14 protein-coding genes are annotated in these 20617 nt (G+C 38.0%); 5 read left to right on the forward strand and 9 right to left on the reverse strand.

Going from position 1 to position 20617, the window contains the following annotated elements; genetic code table 11:
• Positions 1–29: 29 nt before the first annotated feature.
• From FB2170_RS05335 to FB2170_RS05345, 4 genes are all read right to left on the reverse strand, one after another.
• Complete coding sequence (locus FB2170_RS05335; RefSeq protein WP_041632685.1) at positions 30–3050, reverse strand: DNA polymerase III subunit alpha; 3021 nt, start codon at positions 3048–3050, stop codon at positions 30–32.
• Between the two features lie 79 nt (positions 3051–3129).
• Positions 3130–4344 (reverse strand): DNA polymerase IV, encoded by a 1215-nt coding sequence (dinB, locus tag FB2170_RS05340; protein WP_013305501.1) that lies wholly within the window; start codon positions 4342–4344, stop codon positions 3130–3132.
• Between the two features lie 122 nt (positions 4345–4466).
• A complete protein-coding gene (locus tag FB2170_RS17415) occupies positions 4467–4637 on the reverse strand; it encodes a DUF6747 family protein (RefSeq protein WP_013305502.1) in 171 nt (56 codons plus the stop codon).
• Between the two features lie 131 nt (positions 4638–4768).
• A complete protein-coding gene (locus FB2170_RS05345; RefSeq protein WP_202795954.1) occupies positions 4769–6070 on the reverse strand; it encodes an ADP-ribosylglycohydrolase family protein in 1302 nt (433 codons plus the stop codon).
• Positions 6071–6370: 300 nt separating this feature from the next.
• Here FB2170_RS05345 and FB2170_RS05350 point away from each other — a divergent pair, with 300 nt between their 5' ends.
• Entirely contained in the window at positions 6371–7381 is a 1011-nt protein-coding gene (locus tag FB2170_RS05350; RefSeq protein ID WP_013305504.1) for a hypothetical protein, read from the forward strand.
• A gap of 7 nt (positions 7382–7388) precedes the next feature.
• Here FB2170_RS05350 and FB2170_RS05355 read toward each other — a convergent pair whose 3' ends face one another.
• Entirely contained in the window at positions 7389–8495 is a 1107-nt protein-coding gene (locus FB2170_RS05355) for a Gfo/Idh/MocA family protein (RefSeq protein ID WP_013305505.1), read from the reverse strand.
• A gap of 331 nt (positions 8496–8826) precedes the next feature.
• Here FB2170_RS05355 and FB2170_RS05360 point away from each other — a divergent pair, with 331 nt between their 5' ends.
• Positions 8827–11076, forward strand: coding sequence for a S9 family peptidase (locus FB2170_RS05360; RefSeq protein ID WP_013305506.1), 2250 nt, complete (start codon positions 8827–8829; stop codon positions 11074–11076).
• Between the two features lie 65 nt (positions 11077–11141).
• Positions 11142–12002, forward strand: coding sequence for a sulfite exporter TauE/SafE family protein (locus FB2170_RS05365; protein WP_013305507.1), 861 nt, complete (start codon positions 11142–11144; stop codon positions 12000–12002).
• Between the two features lie 44 nt (positions 12003–12046).
• Here FB2170_RS05365 and FB2170_RS05370 read toward each other — a convergent pair whose 3' ends face one another.
• From FB2170_RS05370 to lysM, 3 genes are all read right to left on the reverse strand, one after another.
• Positions 12047–13627, reverse strand: coding sequence for an L-serine ammonia-lyase, iron-sulfur-dependent, subunit alpha (locus tag FB2170_RS05370; protein ID WP_013305508.1), 1581 nt, complete (start codon positions 13625–13627; stop codon positions 12047–12049).
• 143 nt (positions 13628–13770) lie between these two features.
• Positions 13771–14739: a metallophosphoesterase family protein gene (locus FB2170_RS05375; RefSeq protein WP_013305509.1), complete on the reverse strand. Its 969-nt coding sequence runs from the start codon at positions 14737–14739 to the stop codon at positions 13771–13773.
• A 101-nt stretch (positions 14740–14840) separates the two neighbouring features.
• Entirely contained in the window at positions 14841–15293 is a 453-nt protein-coding gene (gene lysM / locus FB2170_RS05380; protein ID WP_013305510.1) for a peptidoglycan-binding protein LysM, read from the reverse strand.
• A 361-nt stretch (positions 15294–15654) separates the two neighbouring features.
• On the opposite strand from lysM, the gene FB2170_RS05385 reads away from it, so the two are divergent.
• Positions 15655–18306 (forward strand): hybrid sensor histidine kinase/response regulator, encoded by a 2652-nt coding sequence (locus tag FB2170_RS05385; protein WP_158306082.1) that lies wholly within the window; start codon positions 15655–15657, stop codon positions 18304–18306.
• Here FB2170_RS05385 and FB2170_RS05390 read toward each other — a convergent pair.
• Positions 18290–18970, reverse strand: coding sequence for a LytR/AlgR family response regulator transcription factor (locus FB2170_RS05390; RefSeq protein WP_013305512.1), 681 nt, complete (start codon positions 18968–18970; stop codon positions 18290–18292). The genes FB2170_RS05385 and FB2170_RS05390 overlap by 17 nt on opposite strands.
• Before the next feature lie 135 nt (positions 18971–19105).
• Between FB2170_RS05390 and FB2170_RS05395 the strand changes: the two genes are divergently transcribed.
• Positions 19106–20602, forward strand: a complete 1497-nt coding sequence (locus tag FB2170_RS05395; protein ID WP_013305513.1) for a hypothetical protein — start codon at positions 19106–19108, stop codon at positions 20600–20602.
• Positions 20603–20617 lie beyond the last annotated feature (15 nt).

Raw genomic sequence — 20617 nt, forward strand, 5'->3', positions numbered from 1 at the left:
GAAGCCACTAAACTATACTTCGCTAACCTCTAATTTGCACTGGTCTTTTTGGCTTCTTTCTCCTTAAACACCTTGTTCGCCATCTTCATATCTGCATAGCGGGGGTCTTGCACATAATCCTGTTTCAACATTTTGATGACCTCGATACTCAAAAAACCGAACTCGCTCACCACCTTACCATAGAAACGGTACACGCCCCTACCCCTAAAATAATATTTGGCCGCCACTGGTGGAAAAAGCACTGTATCAAACACCTCGCCCTGCTGATCCACAAAAGTCGCAAAATACATTTGCTTGCCATTATGGGTACTGGTCTTCTTCACCGTGACCAAATAACCATAAATATCTATATGCCGATTCAGGTGGCGTTCTAAATCCTTAACACATCGATTGTTTTTTGGGGGTTCTACCAACAACTCAAACGGACTGCATAGACAAAATCCCAACAATTCCAACTGGGTAAATGCCATTTCAAGGTCTGTGGTATATAATTGGGGAATCTTAAAATCTTGATGCTTGGGCGGGAACAGTTTGGGGTGGTCAATTTTTACGTTCTTGTTTAGGAACAAATGGGCTTTCCACAATAATTGGTGCTTGTTCACTCCTGTAAATCGAAAAGCATCGATTCGAATAAGAATACTTGCTTGTTCTATGGAAATAAATACCCGATCGAGAAAATCTTCCAGAGATCCATAGGCCCCATTTACCTTTCTATCTTTTAGAATTCGTTCGGCGACCCGATGTTCCAATTCCCTTAAATAACCAAAACCCAGAAAAATACCCTTCCCATAGATTACATTGCGATTAAGGCTTCTATTGACACAAGGTGAATGAATGGTCGCCCCCAGCATACGCGCCTCGTGCACATAAAATTCTGGACGGTAAAATCCGCCTCCATTGTTAAGTACGGCCACCATATATTCCAACGGATAATAGGCGCGCAAAAAAAGTGTTTGATAACTCTCTACAGCATATGATGCGGAGTGCCCCTTGGCAAAAGCATAACCTGCAAAACTGGCAATCTGTCCCCATACCTCAAAAATGATTTTATCATCCTCTCCTTTTTTTCTGCAGTTCTCTATAAATTTTTCCCGTACTTTTTGAAACTCTTCTCGTGATCTAAATTTTCCGCTCATACCACGGCGCAGCACATCGGCCTCACCCAGATCAAGACCTGCAAAATGGTGAGCCACTTTGATCACATCTTCTTGATATACCATTACTCCATAGGTTTCAGGCATGATATCCAGCATAACGGGATGACCTTTTTCTTTGTCCCTACCAGGATTTCGGTGGCGAAGAATATATTCACGCATCATTCCACTTTTAGAAACTCCTGGGCGTATAATAGAACTGGCCGCGACCAGACCAAGGTAATTATCTACCTCCAATTTTTTGAGCAACATTCGCATGGCAGGGGATTCCACATAAAAACAACCCATGCATTGTGCCGTCTTGATTAAGTTATTGACATTGGGGTCTTCCTTGAACTTATTGATATTATGAATGTCGATTTTTGAAAAATCATCAGGGCGGGTATGCTCCAAAATATCCATGGTCTCTTTGATTTTTGCCAAACCCCTTTGCCCTAGAATATCAAATTTATAGAGACCAACATCTTCAGCAATGACCATATCGAACATGGTAGTGGCAAAGCCTTTCGGGGGTAGATGAGTGGCCGAGAAATAATGCAATGGTCTTTCACTGATCAAGATTCCGCCTGCATGTATGCTCAAATAATTGGGCATATTTTTGATCAGGCGGCCGTACTTCACAACAAGTTGTGAAACCTCATCGAGTCTTGAAATATCGTACCTCCCTCCTGATAAAAAATCAATCTCGCTTTTTGGAAGTCCGAATACTTTACCCAATTCACGCACAACCCCTTTTTCCTTAAAAGTGACATAAGTGCCTAAAAGGGCCACATGCTCAAAGCGATCAAAAATATATTGAGTTATTTTAGGCCTATCTCTATGCGAAAAATCAATATCAAAATCGGGTGGATTAGCACGATAAAGATTTATAAAACGTTCAAAATAAAGGTCCAGTTCCATAGGATCCACATCAGTAATCCGTAGCAGATAGGCTACAATACTATTGGCTCCACTACCCCGGCCTACATAAAAAAAACCCTGCTTCTGGGCATAAGAAACAATATCCCAATTGATTAAAAAATAGGATACAAAACCCATCCCCTTAATGAGCTTCAACTCTTTTTGCAAGCGTTGGATTATACCATCTCCACCATTCGGATATCGGTATGGTAGGCCTTTTTGGCAAAGTCCTTCCAACATGGTCTCATCTTCTTCTTTTGTTTTATTATATGTCTTGAGGTTCTGTGGTTGTCTCTCCTTTGAAAAATCAAAATGAATGGAACAGGCATTCATCAACTTCTCTGTATTTTCTAAAATAAAGGAGTACTCCGAAAAAGCCGCTGCAAGATTTTGGATGGGGAACATTTTTTCATCTTCCTTGGCCTCTTCAGTCTTATCCAATTTACTGAGCAACATATTCTTATCAATGGCCCGCAATAACCGATGGGCATTAAAATCGCCCTTAGTACGAAAAGTGACCGGCTGTTGCACAACCAGTTTATCCTCCAGTTTTGATAATCTGGAAAAAGGCAAACGTCGTAAGTCGGAAATTGAAATGCCGATATATTCATTATCGGCAAAAGAGACTTGATTATTGAGCAATACTTTTTCAAAAGGATAAATAATACAGGTGTGTTGAAGCCGTGGGGCAATAGCGGGCAGGTCTTCTTCTTTGTGAAGATGCTCTGACAAAAAATTGTTCAACTCTAAATACCCTTCATTGTTTTTTGCAATACCCACATAACATTGATCAACGCCATTTCTAAAATCAATCCCCAATATTGGCCGCACATCATATTCAGGAGCTCTTCTGACAAAGTTAAGCCCGGCAGAGGTGTTATTGATATCGGTAAGCACCAATTGGGTCACATGGTTTTCCTTGGCCAAGCGCAAGAGTTCATTTTCGGAAATGGTTCCGTAACGAAGACTATAATATGTGTGACAGTTTAAATACAAATGGTTGCTTGTTGATAGTTGTCAGTTGATAGTAATTTGTTCTTCACCGACAACGAATAACTACCCCCCAACAACCATATTACTGTTTCCGATGCGCCAGTACAATTGGCGGTTGCCCGTTGAACGGGTTATGCATTCGGCCTATGGTATTTTTTCCCATGGCGGAGGCCCGTACCACGCTTTTGTCACCATACCGATTTCTAATATGGTCCATCGCCGCGTATAAGTTCAACACCTCTTCAGTATCTTCAAAAAGATTAATCTGATAGTTGCCGGAAACCAAATGACTGAACCGAATGCCTATTAACCGAACCAATAGCCTCCTGTTATAAAGTTTTTTGAACAGTTCCAGGATTTTTGGAATCAAAATATGGTCTGCGCTGGTATACGGAATGCGCATTTGTTTGGTATAGGTATTGAAATCGGAATACCGGATCTTAACAGCGATACAGGCTGTCAATTTTTCGCCCTTTCGTAATTGAAAGGCAAGATTCTCGGTCATTGCCAAAAGAATGCCCCGTAGTTTTACCACATCAATAGTATCCTTATCAAAAGTACGTTCGGTGGAAATGGACTTGCGTTCCCAAAACGGAATCACTGGGGTATTATCCATTCCATTGGCCCGTTTCCAGATAACAATACCGTTCTTGCCAAGTACACGTTGCATAACGCCCATAGGCATTTCTTGGACTGTACGCACCTGTCGCAAACCTAAATTACGGAGTGTTTGGTAGGTCTTATCACCCACCATGGGTATTTTTTTAATGGACAAGGGTGCCAAGAAAGGCTTTTCCAAACCATAATCAATTTTTAATTGATTATTGGGCTTGGCTTCATTCGTGGCTACTTTAGACACCACTTTATTGACTGAAAGTCCAAATGAAATAGGCAATCCGGTCTCTTTTATTATCCGCTGCCTTAATTCTGAAGCATATTTATAGGAACCAAAAAAACGGTCCATTCCTGTAAGATCCGCATAGAACTCATCGATACTTGATTTTTCGAAAAGTGGCACCTGATCCTTGATGATCTCAGTAACCAGGTCAGAGTGTTTACTATAGGTCCCCGCATTACCTTTGATAACCTCAGCTTCTGGGCATAATTCCCGTGCCATTTTCATTGGCATACCAGAATGTACCCCAAAACCACGGGTCTCATAACTACAGGCAGCTACCACACCGCGATCACTAATGCCCCCTACTAGCAAAGGACGATTTTGCAGCTCTGTATTCAAGAGTCGTTCTACGGATACAAAAAAAGTATCTAAATCTAAATGAAGTATGGTTTTGTTCATAGCTATCCCACTTTTAGGATAGCTATTGATTCTATTTGCTACCCAAAAAAGGATAGCTAATATATGGAATATTTCCTATTATTTGGATTATATCCAAATATATATTTTAAGCATTTTTTAGCTTAGTCAAAAGCAAATCCAGTAAACACCCTATAAATAAAGGCATACAGTACAACAAAGAACAGTACAAAACTGAACCAAGCAAAAGCTTTGAAATAACCTTTTATAATCAAATGTCCTAAATTTTTAAATCCTTCTAAATAAATCTCCTTAATAAGTAATGCTGTCTTCATAATCAATATATTTTATATTACTTAAACAACAAAGGCCATGCTAACCCCTAGTTATAGGGCCAAATATTAGTTCAAGGGAATTAAAATCTGTTGAAAGGTATTTTTTTGAAGAAAAAAAAGGGATGATTAACTTATTGGCCGGGTACTATATCATAACCTACATCGGGTATATACCAAACATCTTTCTCAAGATTGACCCCTCCGTTCATTTGTTCTTGTACCACTCTGTCAATCACATAAACACCCATCTTTGCCATATTCTCGAAAGTATCGATGCCATTATTAGGAAAACTAACACGGGTTCTATGAATGTTGAACTTATTTGCAAATTTCCTGTCAAAAGCCTTTTCTACACCCTCTTTACCAAGCATAAAGCCTAAAAGTCCACCCCATGTTGCTGTAGGATTATCAGAATCCCAACCGGCCAAGGCTCCAATTTTAATTGTTTCCTTAATATCGCCTTCACCGTATAACAAACTAACGATACTTGCCCCAAAATTGATGCCGGCTGCAAAGCAACCGTTACAAACTTTATCTTTGGTGGCCCACAGGTACCCATCTTCCTGATTGATTTGGTATTTTTCATGGAGTGCATCCCTAGCCTCTTCCCAAGTTGCCCCTGTCTGATATTTATCTAGGGTAAAATCGTACATTTTTGCCGAATACGAATCATTGGGAAGTCTTTTACGTGCTTCAGTAGCCATCCACAACAAATTATCCTTAGTTGATTTATTCTCATCCGCCAACGGCGCAAGGGAATACATGATCACATTGAATTCCGATATCCATTCTGCATTTTTCCTAGCAACAGTCTGTATTGGCAAATGTGCCATCTTCAAAGCCACATCGGGTCGAGTAGGCGCAAAAAAACCAAAAATTTCAGTGGTCAATTGCGCATCGATCATTTCAAAATCAGGATTCATTGTAGGTTCACTAGTCATCGGTGGTACTATACCATCAATCATAAGATTCAATGCGGTTTGATTGGAAACCCAAAGAAAATTCTCTTCCTCCTTTTTTATATGTTTTAACCAGCCTTCCCTAATTTGTTCCCCTGTCAGCATACTGGTTCTATTATTGTATAATAGGTTTTGATAGATGTATTCAATATCAGTATCATCATCGGCTCCCCAAACACTATCTTGAGCTGCAAATAAAAAATCTATCGTTGGGGATAAATCACTAGATCCCCATATATTGGGTTGATCCGGCAGCCCCCAGTCTTTGCGTGTGTAAAATCCTGCTCCATTCCCATCTTTGGTAGGGATTCCGATTTTATCCATCTCGGTAACCAAACCTGTCCAATTGGCAATACATTGTCCTAACCAAAAGCCATATAATTTATTTTTATAAGTTGCTCTAGAGACAACTCGATCATAGGGATTCTCCGTGTACGAAGTATATGTAAGTGTTGAATCAACCTGTTTAATCATACTTCTCGTATCTTTTTCAGCAATCTTTTCTTTACAGGAAAATATAATAATAGACAGGAATAGAGTAATAAAAAATAATTTTTGGGCCATGTTGTTTTATTACTATTTAACCTCTTTAATAAACACTTATTCTTTGAAAATTACGATTACTAAATTTACAAAGAAATCAGCAACGGATATTAAACTCTTAAACAAATCGGAGTATTACCAAATATTTAGTTCGAATCATCGTTATAATAGGGATTGGCATGGTCCTTGCCACCAAATAAGAGCCAATCGTTAGTGCATTTGTATTTAATTATGAGAACTATTTTTATTCTTTGTTGTGTAATATTGTGCCAATTGACACAAGGACACTCCTATGGATTTAATTTTGCATCATCAAATAATGAATTTGTTAATTCCTATAATTCCCTAATTCAAAAGAGTAATCTCAAAAGCATTGAACAATTCAATGAATCGGCTCCCTTAAAATCATCTATTGGAATAACATCACCAGATAGTAAAACTATTTGGGCGATTCCTGATCCAGCCGAATTGGAATGGAATACCATGAATATTGGCAATTCAAAATCAATACGTTTTTTTCTTGCCAAGGATGACATGGTAGTACAAGAACTGGGGACATTTAAGAATACCGGGAGGGCCAGCGGAATTCTTTTGGCAAAGAATATTAGTTCAGGCGACAATTATCAAGTTGTTGGGATAGAATTGTTCCCCGATGATAAATTTCAAATTGCCAAATTCGCAACGCCATATTTTTCAATCCGAAATAAAGAGTCAGACGCTAGAAAGGAAAGAGCAAGATTATTGAATGCCACTAACTCCAATACAGCCAAAACTAAAGCGCCTAAAAAAACCAAAACACCAAAACGGGTAAAAAAAACATCCAAAAATATTCTAACCGTACCCAATAAAGTTGAAGTAGCATCAAAAAAAGTTGAAATAGCTCCAGAAAGAATGCAATTCGACGGTCGTAACATTACTTATGTAAAAGAGTTGGTATTTAACAAGGAAAAAATAAAAGTCAGTATTTGGGATCATGGAAGACAAGATGGCGATATCGTTTCCATTTATCTTAATGGGCTTACTGTAATTTCAAAACATCTACTGACCTACCAAAAAAAACCAATTGAAATAACATTGGATCCTTCAAAAAAGAATGACCTTTTTCTTTATGCCCATAACTTAGGGGAATATGCCCCTAACACTGTTTCCGTTGAAATCTCTGATGGAAAAACTTCTGAGAATATAATCCTAAACTCTGATTTAAAAAGCTGCGAAGCAGTTTTAATCAGTGTTAAGAAGTAGGCTTTAGTTATAAAATTACTTTTTCACCAGTCTTTACTGCCAAGTAAATCGCATCGATTATTTTCAAGTCTTTAAGGCCTTCTTTTCCATCCACTGGAACAATTGGTTCTTTTCCCTCAAAAATGAGCTGAGCCATTCCATCCATTTGTAATGTCTGATGAGTAAGATGAGGTTGATTCAATTCCCCTTTATGGGTTCGACCTTTAATTGGCCCATACCCAGTTGATGGTTGCATCTCTACCCATCCTTCAGTACCCGTCATATAAAAATGATCCAAATGGTTCATCGCATAGGTCGACAAACAAGATGCCACTGCACCACTGGGAAAACCCATTTGAAACTGTATGGTCTCATCAACGCCCTCTTTAAATTTGACCGGATCAGTTTTGGTCTCCTGCGCAGTGACCCAAACTGGTTCTTCGCCAAGTATATAACGTGCACCATTGATGGAGTAAATACCAATATCCATCATAGCACCACCACCTGCCAATTCTTTGTTCAATCGCCATTGACCAGGATTACCAATTACAAAACCTGATTGCCCCTGAAAGAATTTGGGTTGCCCAAATTTACCTTCTTTCCGCATTTTGATAACCTCAACAGTTTTTGGCTCAAAATGCATTCGGTAACCGACAAACAACTTTACATTGGCCTCTTTACAGGCGTTTACCATGCGCTCGCCTTCCTCAGCATTGATGGCCATGGGTTTTTCACAAATTACATGTTTGCCAGCTTTGGCAATGCGCACAGCTTGCTCGCAATGAAGTCCATTTGGTGTAATTATATAAACTGCATCTATATCGGAGTTGTTCTTTATATTATCGAAATCTTCATAATTGTAACAGTTCTTTTGAGGAATATTATACTTTTTACGCCAAACAACCACTTTTGACGGGGTTCCACTGATTACTCCTACCAATTTGGCCCGATTACAATCAATCATAGCTTTTGCCACTCGAGTGGCATAACCGCCCAGCCCCATAATGGCCACTCTTAAAACTGGGCCTACATAGGATTCTTCACAAGCCGCAAAAAGACTTGTTGGACCATATAATATTGGAATGCCAACTGCTGAAACCGTAAGTTTTTCAATAAAATTTCTTCGTGTGCCCATAATGAATTCATTTTGTATTAAAAATACGGTTTAATTGTTTTGCAAATCAGTATGTACTAATTACGTTCTGACCCCTCTACTGGCCTTTCACCTGTTCAAAATAGAACTCGCGAAAAGCACTAATAAAAATAAATAAAGACAATACAAATGTCTCGCTCTTTTTATTTCCTATTTTTAGACAAGAGTCGTCACCTCAATGTCAGTACAATTAGAAAACAAAACTCACCATTGTGAGTGAATCCCTTAAATTAAAACTATCCATAAAATACCTTCAAGAAATGGAAAAAAGCGTCGTTGGATTAACTAGTATTAAACAATTGAATTTATTGATATGAAAAAGTCACTTGTTCTCACATTGGGGATTGCCCTATTATCTGGAATCTTTAGTATAAACTTAGCACAAGAGGGGACTCCATTGAAATTAACACTTGAAGACCTATATAAAGATAATGTATTTCGTCCCAAGGGAATTAATACGGTAAGGTGGCTAAAAAACAATGATGGATATTCGGCTTTGGAAGTTAATCCTGACATAGGAGGTAACGACATTGTTATGTATAATGCAAAAACCGGCAAAAGAGATGTTTTGGTATCGGCCAGGAAATTAATTCCTTCAGGGAAACCCGCTCCTCTTATTATTAAGGATTATTCATGGTCTGAAGATAATACCAAATTGTTGATTTTTACAAATACTCGTAAAGTTTGGCGTTATCATACGAGAGGGGATTATTGGGTACTAGATTTAAAAAATGGAAAATTGAGCCAAATAGGAGATTCTATGGAACCTGCTCGTTTAATGTTTGCCAAATTTTCGCCAAATGCCAAAAAGGTGGGATTTGTCTACAAAAACAATATTTATACCCAAATTCTGGAAACTGGAGAGGTTGACCAACTAACCACTGATGGAAATACAGAAATCATCAATGGCACGTTCGATTGGGTCTATGAGGAAGAGTTAAGTTGCCGTGATGGATTTAGATGGAGTCCGGATAGCTCGCAAATCTCTTTTTGGCAAATGGACACGAAAGGAATGGGTACTTTTTATCTGGCCAATAATATCGATTCGATATATCCAAAAATAATCCCCCTACCCTACCCAAAAGTAGGTACGGACAATTCATCGGCCAAAATTGGCTCCATACGATTGGAAGATAAGCACATCACTTGGATGAGTATCCCAGGTAATCCTAGGAATAATTACCTAGCTCGGATGGAATGGGCGAATTCCTCGGATGAATTGATTATTCAACAACTTAACCGAGAACAGAATACGAATAGAGTATTTTTTTCCAATGCGGCCAATGGGGAATCAAAAGTTGTATATACGGAGAAGGTAGAAACATGGCTTGACGTTTATGATAATCTTACTTGGCTTAATAATGGAAAAGAATTTACTTGGCTGAGCGACAATACCGGATGGTTACATCTTAACCGGGTGTCTCCTGACAACGGTCTAATGACTCCAATTACATCAGGAGATTTTGAAGTAATAGAACTTTTGAACATTGATCGGAAAAAAGGGTACGCCTACTACATTGCGTCCCCAGAAAATGCAACACAACGTTATTTATATAGAAGCAAGTTGAGTGGAAAAGGGAAACCGGAACGCCTTTCACCGCAGAATCAAACCGGGCAACATTCTTACATCATCTCAGCAGATAGCAAATATGCAATCCACACTTTTTCAAACCACAAGACGCCGCGACGTTATGAGGTAATCTCACTTCCAGATCATAAGGCATTAAGGGTATTGGAAGATAATAAAGAGCTACAGGATAGGTTGACAAAATACTCCATCTCCAAGAAAGAATTCTTTAAAATAAAAACGGATGAAGGACTCGAATTCGATGCTTGGATGATCAAACCGAACAATTTTAATCCTGAAAAAAAATACCCGATCATGTTCTATGTTTATGGAGAACCTGCCAGCGCGACCGTACGTGATAATTGGGGCGGAGATTTATGGCATGAATTATTGGCACAAGAAGGATATCTTGTGATTAGTATAGATAATCGGGGAACCAAAACCCCTCGTGGTAGGGAATGGAGAAAAAGTGTCTACAAAAAAATTGGGATTATTGCTCCTCAGGACCAGGCCGCCTGCGCACAAAAAATCATGGAGTGGGATTTTGTTGACAAAGAGCGAATAGGTATTTGGGGGTGGAGTGGTGGAGGCTCAAATACCTTAAATTGTATGTTCAGATATCCAGAAATCTATAAAACAGGGATTGCAATAGCTTTCATTAGCGATCAAAAACTATACGACAATATTTATCAGGAACGTTACATGGGACTACCAAAAAACAATGAGGTGGGATATCGGGATGGCAGCCCTATAACGCATGCTAAGAATCTCGAAGGAAATTTACTTTTAATTCATGGCTCTGGAGATGATAATTGCCACTATCAAAGCTGTCAAATGTTAGTCAACGAACTGATTAAGCAAAATAAGTACTTTACCATGATCGATTATCCCATGAGATCACACAGCATAAACGAAGGAGAAAATACTTCGCTTCATTTGCGAATGACAATGTTCAATTATTTAAAACTGAATTTACCCCCAGGGCCAATAGAATGACAGTATATTTTCAGAATAAGCAGACTGAATTTGTCAATAGCTGTTTTTTATAAAACCTTTCTATCATGACCGTAGCCATTTGGATTGCCCTTGTTATTCTATCCTTGTTTTTCATTTATGTATTAGGTAAGGACTTTATCAAACATCTTAACGTTTTAGAAAATGTCAGTGTTGTAAAAACAGCATTGATCGGTTTTGTGGTAAATTTTTTCGACGTACTCGGAATTGGTGCTTTCGCCCCTCAAACTGCCATGCTAAAATTCACAAAACAGACAGAAGACAGGGTATTGCCAGGAACATTGAATGTGGCCAATACTATTCCTGTTTTAATTCAGGCCCTAATATTCATTCGAATTGTTGAGGTAGAGCCCATTACTTTATTGACCATGCTTTTATCGGCGGCCGGAGGTGCTGTACTTGGTGCAGGAATAGTTGCCAAATTAGCAGTAAGGAAAATTCAGATGACTATGGGCTTTGCTCTGTTGGTAACAGCATTTTTTATGCTATCTGGACAAATGGACTGGATACAGGGAGGCGGGGAGGCTATTGGTCTAAGTGGTTGGAAATTAGCAGTGGCAGTCGGGGCCAATTTTATTCTTGGAGCATTCATGACCGTAGGGATAGGGTTGTACGCACCTTGCATGGCACTTATCTATGCCTTGGGTATGTCCCCAATAGTCGCATTTCCAATTATGATGGGTTCCTGTGCTTTTCTTATGCCTCCAGCATCGGCAAAATTTATAAAAGTAGGAGCTTACAATAGAAAAGCGGCCGTGGCTATGGCAATTCCAGGTATTATCGCGGTCTTACTTGCTGCATTTCTTGTAAAGTCTCTACCACTTGGCACACTCCGGTGGGTCGTAATAGTGGTAGTCATCTACACTTCTATAGTGATGTTCAAATCGGCTCTAAAAGGTAAAGATTGATATCTAGTTTAACCAGGTTAGGTGGGGTAATTAATATTTGTGTTTTAGGAAGTCGCCGGTGCACTTTTTGACTTAAGTTTTTCTTTTAAATCACAAGCAGTTTTTGTAATGGCAAGACCTCCTTTTCCGGTGCACTTTACACAACTTGGCATCTGGCTACTAACAGACGAAACTGTTTCTATAACCTCATTTAAAGGAATCAATGCATTAAATCCAGAACAGGCCATCGTAGCCGAAGTAAGTGCATTGACAGCTGCACTAATGTTTTTTCCCAAACAAGGTGCTTCAACACGATCCGCTATGGGGTCGCATACTAAACCAATCATATTTTGGATTGCCATGGACGCTGCATCAATGGCCTGTTTTGCCGTACCTCCAAACAACTGAACAATTCCAGCAGCAGCCATACCAGATGATGCTCCACATTCTACTTGACAACCATGTTCTTCAGCAGAAAACCCTGGGCCCATAGCAAAATACGCACCTATTATTCCAGAGGCAAAATACGCTTTGACCAATTCACCATCAGAAGCCTTAATCTCATCTGCAACAGCCCTCAAAACACCTCCTACAGCACCACATGATCCAGCTGTAGGGTTGGCGACAACAACTTCCATCGCACTTTTCGACTCCATGATCGCTGATACATTGGCAACAATTTGATTTATAATGGAATTTGGAAGTATCTTGCCTTTTTTCTGTGCCTTTTGAACCAAATGTGATTGTTGGGGCAAAATGCGATCCTCATATTCAGTGCCTGCTAATCCTTTTACTATACTTTTCTCAATGATGCCAACAATATTCTTCATCTTGACGATTACATCAGTTTCTGGCAGACCACTTAGGCACTTTTCATAAATTAGCCCTATTTCGCCTAAATCATAATCTTCGTTAGAAGCATACTCTAATAAAGAATCAATGGAAGAAAATGGAACCTCAACATCATTACCTTCAATAATAGGCAAAACAGGCTTGACGATAATCTGTTTTTCAAACCCTGTCAACCCCCTTAACTTATTCAAGGTATCAGCTGATATTTCATCAGAAAATTTTAAATTAACCAACAAGCGATTTTCTTGAGTAGATTTAAACAATAAAGAATTTTCAGAAAACAATGCTTTAATTTTTTCAAGATTTGCGCTATTGTCTTCTATGGAAAGAAGTAATTCATAATAACCTCCATTTATTCTTATATCAAATCCATCGATATTACGAATTTCGAAAGACCCTCCTCCTAATGAAACTGCCAAAACCCGTATCGAATTTCCATGTATTCCTTCTAATTTCAACCGCACTGTGTTTACATGGTCAGTTTTGAATGAATTAATTTCATAATTAACTGAAACACCCAAGTCCACTAACATCTGTGCCGTATTTTTCATACGGTCGTCGGTCATATCCAGGCCTAACAAACCTCCTTCTATACCAAGGCATGTACCTTGTTCTCTAAAGTTGGGAGCCCAAGCACCATTCCTATCAAAATCAACAATTGCCTTTTTTAGTGGTTCGTTCAGCAACGCCAAACAAATATTGGCAATGCGCCAGGAAGCAGCTGTATGTGAGCTGGAAGGACCTCGCATTACAGGCCCTATGACATCATTAAAAATATCTGGTTTTTTATTCATTTGATTTATTTCTGAAGTGGACTACTTTTTTCTTTTACATTCAACAACAATAAAATCTTTACTTCATTGCATGCGATTTCTCATTTCAATTATTCATGAAAGCTATTAGGGTCAAGTGGCAAATAGATTATATTTTTTGTTAGTTAAATTTTCATTTTAAACTCAGAAATTGTCGGTACAATTGGATCATGGGGATGCTGCGTTGGCATACCCAGCATTTCTGGACCTGGTCCTACAAATTCTGTTTTTCTTGGTTCAATTGTGATTTGATTTTTTTCTATGGTCATAAATGTGAACAATGACTCTTTATAAGGAATGGTGTACTTTATCCACTCGTATGCCTTATCAACCTCTTTACTATAACGCAGGTGTTTGTAATCACCTCCAACCCATCTATACGAGGCACTATTGATTTGCACATAATAAATACCATTGATCTGTGTCATAAAGTCGGTGTGATGATGCCCGCTTATCGAGCATATTACCTTTTTAAATCCAGCAGCTTTATTGGCTTCTTCAAGAATTTTCTGAATATCTTTTAAATTGGCCACCCCACCATCTTCCAATTCCAATGTTTGATGGCTGAAAACTATGGTTGGCAAATTGGTTTTTGCCAAATCTGCTTTTAGCCAATTCTGTTGTTCTTTTCCAATGTAACGTTTATAACCCGACCAAGGTTGTGGGTTCTGATCATTACCATCCAACACAATAAAGTGAAAACCTTCTTTATCGAATGAATAGTATTTTTTTTGCATTCCCCAAAAGGCCATGGTTTGTTCTTTTGTAAACCCATGGTCCATATCATGGTTTCCTAAAACATGATGTTTTTCACCATTATAATTCTCCCATAAAGACATGAAATTCTTATTAGTATCGTGTGGAAGAACAAAATCGCCCATTTGAACGATAAAATCTGGATTACGTTTATAGGCTTCTTCCAAAAACGCTTGCAAACGTTGTTCGCCATCGTGCATTACATCTTGGTGAATGTCCGCTATTAATCCAATTTCAATGGTTAGCCCTCTAGTTTTTGAACCAAGAACTTCGATAGGTAGAACCATAGCAGCACCCGCTAAGGTTGAAAGTTTAATAAAATTCCTTCTTGAGCCCATATGCATTCGATTTATATTAAAAATACCGTTATTAATTATTTTAACCAAAAAAAGGCCATTCTAACGAATGGCCTTTAAACTTTTAAAAATACCGTTGCAATCTACATTGCAGGTATTCTCAGTGTTTGTCCTGGATAAATTTCATCTGGGTGTTTTAGCATAGGACGATTTGCTTCAAAAATCACGTTGTATTTCATTGGATCACCATATACTTCTTTTGAAATTTTGGATAAGGTGTCACCTGATTTTACCACATGAAAAGTTGCTTCTGGTTCAGGGTTAGTTACTGCTATATTATCCTCCACGGCCCCAATATTATCAATATTTCCCATGGCCAAAATTATCTTTTCCCGATCGGCATTCGTGTCGGTTCTACCTGAAACTGTAACCATTTCCGATACTTCAACATTTAAATCGGAAACAGGGATGCCCAATTTTTCAACTTCTGCTTTTAGCAAGTCAGTTTTACTAATCGGGGTAACAACTTCTGTTTTTTCCTCTTTTTTGCCAAAAATCTTCTTTCCCGCGTTTTTAATGAATGAAAATAATCCCATAATTTTATTTTTTAATGGTTAAAAGTGTTTAGATTTTGCAGGTATCGAAACCCACATTTTAATAACTCTAAGATACTCAAATAAAGAATGAAATATTACAATATCCTTAACTATTTATAGCACAAAACTAGCCTTTCAACAAAAAGCCTTCTAGCTTGAAAAGCTTTTTTCAGTACTTGAAATGGAACTCAATTATATTATAATCCTTCCCAATTTCAAGTCGTTTGAAAACTAAAACATAAAAGTCTAATAATTGAAACACTAAATAAGCATTGCACAAAAAAAAGTTGTTCCTCCAATCTTCTTATAATTGGACGTCGCTATTTTTAGCGATATTTGAAGATGATTTAAAAGAATGGTTATGCCCAATGAAAAAGTGACTTTTTGGAACTCGATTGTCATAAAATCCGCCTTGATTTTAACCACTATAGTTGTCCTTGTCCTATTTCTTCAAGGATATTTTATAAACCAAAAAGCATCCAAGGTCATTTACAATTATAGCGAAAATCAAATCGTTCATGCGTCCAATCTGGTCAAAAAATCATTTTATTCCATGTTGAGCGAAGTCTCCAATGATATTGCCCTAATCACCAAAAACCCGGCAATCAATGAATATGTCAATGATCCCAATCCTGATAATTATGGCATACTTGAAAAATCTTTTCCCATAGTTCTGAGCGAAAAACCCAATTATTTTCAAATTAGGTTGTTAGATGCGGAAAACAACGGCAAGGAAATCATTAAATACGAAAAGATTAATGGCCGCATTAAACAAGTTACATCCGACAACCTACAATTCAAGGGTGACAAGAAGTACTATGGCGAGGCCATGGCAATAGCGGAAGAAGGTTTTTACTTTTCCGAAATCAACTTAAATGAAGAATTTGGAAAAATAAGTGAGCCACACATTCCTACCCTAAGGGCCATTGGAAAAGTACTCAACAACAAAGGATTACTTAAAGCCTTGTTGGTAATCAATGTGGACGTTTCAGCTTTTTTTGAGGAAGTGAACCAAATCGGAAAACAAGACATTGAAAATCTTTTGGTAAACCAAGTAGGAGAATACAAATATTCCAAGGAACGGTATAAAAGTTTCGGAACCCAACTTGGCACCAATCTTACTCTAGATAAAGATTTTGATGTGATTCCCAGTGAATTTTTAAATAAAACTGAAACCAAGGGCATCTTTCATGACAATAAAAATGTACCACATCTATATTATCTGGACAAACTCCCTTATTCTGATGGAATACATAATATATATCTGATTACTACGGCCAGCAAAGAGGCCATACTAACTGATGTCGCCAAAGTCAATCGTGATTCATTTTTGATCGTAATAATCTTTTGCCTGTTTCTTTTGGTTTTAATATATATGTACACCAATATCATTTCCAAGAGATTAACCCATATAACCTCGGCCATAAGTGATTATGAAAGGGGAAAAGATTCGGACAGCAGTTTATTTAGTCTAAAAAAGCGAAAAGATGAAATAGGCATACTGGCGCGTTCATTTTCGAGCATGAGAAAAGAAATAGACTCCCGTGTTATTGAGCTCAAAGAATCCTTAAAGCGAGAAAAGAAGGCAGTAGCAGAAAAGAATGAATTCTTGCAAAACATGAGTCACGAGCTTCGTACTCCATTGAATGCTATTTTAGGATTGACCCAACTCCTAATAAAAAACAAACCGTCATCGGCACAAGTTCCTATAATCAATTCTTTGCATAGGAGCACTTATAACCTAAACGGATTGATGCATGATATTCTTGAACAACAAAAACTTATGGAAGGACAAATCACCCTTAATTCAACACCTACCAACATATACGAACAATTACAGGCCACTGTATTAAATTACAGATACGAGGCCATACAGAAAGGGCTGAAACTCAATTTGAACGTTTCCAATGAATTAATGGAAAGGTACTATCTTATTGATCCATTACGATTAAACCAAGTAATAACCAACCTTCTTATCAATGCCATAAAATATACTGCAAAGGGGCAAATTGACATCCTGGCGAATCTGCTTCAAGAAAAAGGAACACATCTTACAATAGAGGTCCAAGATACTGGTCAGGGAATTGACCCTGAAAACCTGCTCCGAATCAAGGAACGTTTTTTTAGGGTCGCAAATGATAATTCATTGAGAATAGATGGATTTGGATTGGGATTGTCCATCGTAAAAAAGCTATCCGATCTATTTGGCGGAAATCTCAGTGTGATTTCGGAATTGGAAAAAGGTTCAATTTTTAAATTTACCATGCCCATTAAAGATGCCCCTTCCCCTTCCACTCCCGAACTGGATGCCACTGCTTCGTATCCCAAGTTCCATCAAAAGTATGTTGTTTTACATGTGGAAGATGACGCCCCATCACAGCTCATGGTAAGAAATGTTCTGGAATCGATAGGCGTTTCAGTTGTCCAGACAAATTCGGCAAAACAAGCATTGGAGTTGTTGAGCAACAATCGTTTTGACCTCTTGCTCACCGATCTTATGTTGGAGGCCGAGCTTATCACCGACTACGTGAAGAATGAATTTTCAAAATACAACATTCCCATTATTATCACCTCTGCTTTTGACCCTTCAAATTATAGGGATTTGAAAATTGACCATTTGCAAAAACCCATAAATCTAGACCAATTGGCAGATAAGATAATATCAGTGATAGGAACCAATGAATATGATGTTCCTCAACTTAAGAATGTCTACGAACAATACGATTATAACAATCAAAAGATAATAAACTATCTGGAAATTCTGCTTAGTGAGTTCGATCAATACCTTTTAAGGTTCAAAGCAGTGTCGAATTCAAGAAATCAGAAAGAATGGATGGCCATCAAACACAAAATCGCTACCCATATCAACGCTTTGGAATTAACACAACTCAAAAATGAATTACCGGAACTTGTTGACGAATTGGACCAAAACATGCTACATTTTCTATTGAATCAAATAAAATTTATGCAGTGTTATTTTAGGAATGAACTCCTGATCAACTCAGTAGATTGATTTTCTGGATTAGCTGGTTTTCAAAGGTGGAACTAATCGGTATAACATGATTCTCGATCTCGACCTCTCCATTTAAAATTTGATCTATCCGTTCGATATTTACAATATAGGAGCGATGGATTCTCTGAAAATTTGACGGTAATTTATTTTCCATCTCCTTCATTGTCATAATGGTCAATATCTTTTTATCCTCAAATACAAATTCAAGATAATTACCCGCTGATTTTATAAATAATATTTGATTAAGTTTCACTTTTCTAATGGCATTCCCCTCTTTTAAAAATATTTGACCGTTTTGATTAGGCCTATCTGACATTTTTTGCGAAGTTTTTTGTATCCCTTTAAAAAAACGAGGAAATTCAATTGGTTTCAATAAATAATCAACAACTTGATCGTAATCATACGATTCATGGCCAAAATCCTTGTTGGAAGTAATCATAATCACAGCAGTTTCTTTATTAATCAAAGAAAGTATCTGTCTTCCCGTTATATCTGGCAGGTCATAATCCAATAATACCAAGTCAAAGTTGCCTCCATCAATTAGGTTAACCGATTCAAAACCAGAGTTGGAAATCGTAACCTCGGTTATCAAATCCACCTTGGAGCAAAAATGTTCCAATAGGTCACATATTAACGGATCATCATCAACAATCAAACAACGCATTCGCTTTTATCATTTAGTTTTTGGGTTTCGTCACTCGAAACCTCATGTTCATCATTTCCCTTAAATCAACGTTTACCAACTTAGTATTTTACATCCAAAATTACTATAAATATCAATAGGTAATCGCTAAATAAAATGAGTAAAAAAAGCAAGAAAATAGGATTGGCATTGGTTTCAATTATCTTTTTTGGGATAGTTGGTTTTCAGTTAGCCGATGGCAGATTGCACATGTTGCAAAGTCCAGGTGCAATTATCCATGACTATCAAGAAAATGATTATGGGTTGGGGAGTGGCTATGTGGACAGTTTAAAAACTTATCCTGATTTAAAGGATGGTGAAAGACAACCTTTTAACATATGGGAATATGCAGGAAGAGGAAAAAGTTCTTTTGGTTCACCCGAATTGTCCATGCCATTTGATGATTGGTTGTCATTTCATAGGAAACAGAAACCTGAACTTATGAAGAGTGTACATAAATATATGGACAGCAGGTTCAATTTCAGTGGTAAAACCATTTCTGGTGCATTTATGTCAGGCGGAAGAAAACCAATTATGTCCGGACCCATAGCGAGATTGCCAAAAAGTATAGGATCATACGAAAAACTGTCTGAGATATCCCCTGAGGAAATTAAGGAAAAGGGTCTTTTCCCGTATAAGCCTTTGGCCCATCCACTGCAAACGGTTGCTCACATGGTATTCCCAGATAGTTGGAATAAGGCACACCCAGAACATCTTCGCATAGATGTTGATCATGATTTCCCAGATTCTTATCTGCCTGAATTTCCTCCTCCAATGTTTTTGACTACCCATAAAGAAATGGGAGATATAACCAAAGGAAGAGAAGTAACGCTAAGTAATTATTTCGAAATTTTCAATGGCCTTATTACAGCAGAACAAATGGAAGGTTTAAAAGAGTTATTGAAGCCTACTCCAACCACATGGTTCAACCATACACCACATAGAGTGACCGAAGCACCTAGTGCTGGTGTATCATGTTTTTCTTGCCACGTAAATGGTCATACCAACGGTGCTTTTGAGCTGGCTCCCGACGCCAGACCCAATCTTGCAAGACTGCGTGTAGATACTCCAACCATGAGAGGAAATTACAATTTAATGCAATTGGCTTCAAAACGATCTGTACGAAGTATGGACCATTTTGCTGAAATAGAAGAGTATTTTGATGGAGATCCTGGTATGCAACAAGCCATTGGTCCGAGATCTCAAAAACGGGAGGTATCAAATAGAATGGGAGATTTTAATGCCATTTTAGATTACCCTCCTGCTCCAAAACTTAATCCTTTAGGTAAACTTATAACCTCAAAAGCCAGCGAACAGGAACTTTTGGGCGAGAAAATATTCTTTGGAAAAGGAAAGTGTTTCCAGTGCCACTACGGTCCTGCATATGTTGATGATTATATGCATGACCTACAGGTAGAGCGATTTTATAAAGGCAGACCTGAAGGTCCAATTAAAACTTTTCCCCTTCGAGGAATCAAAGATACTCCACCATATCTGCACGATGGCAGATTACCAACTTTAGCCGATACGATTGAGTTTTTCAACCTAGTTCTTGAAACCAAGTTGGACAAAGAAGAAAAGCAAGCATTGGAAGCATATATGCTGTGTTTATAATACTATAAATAAATT

The sequence above is a fragment of the Maribacter sp. HTCC2170 genome (assembly GCF_000153165.2).
Taxonomy (GTDB): Bacteria; Bacteroidota; Bacteroidia; order Flavobacteriales; family Flavobacteriaceae; genus Maribacter_A.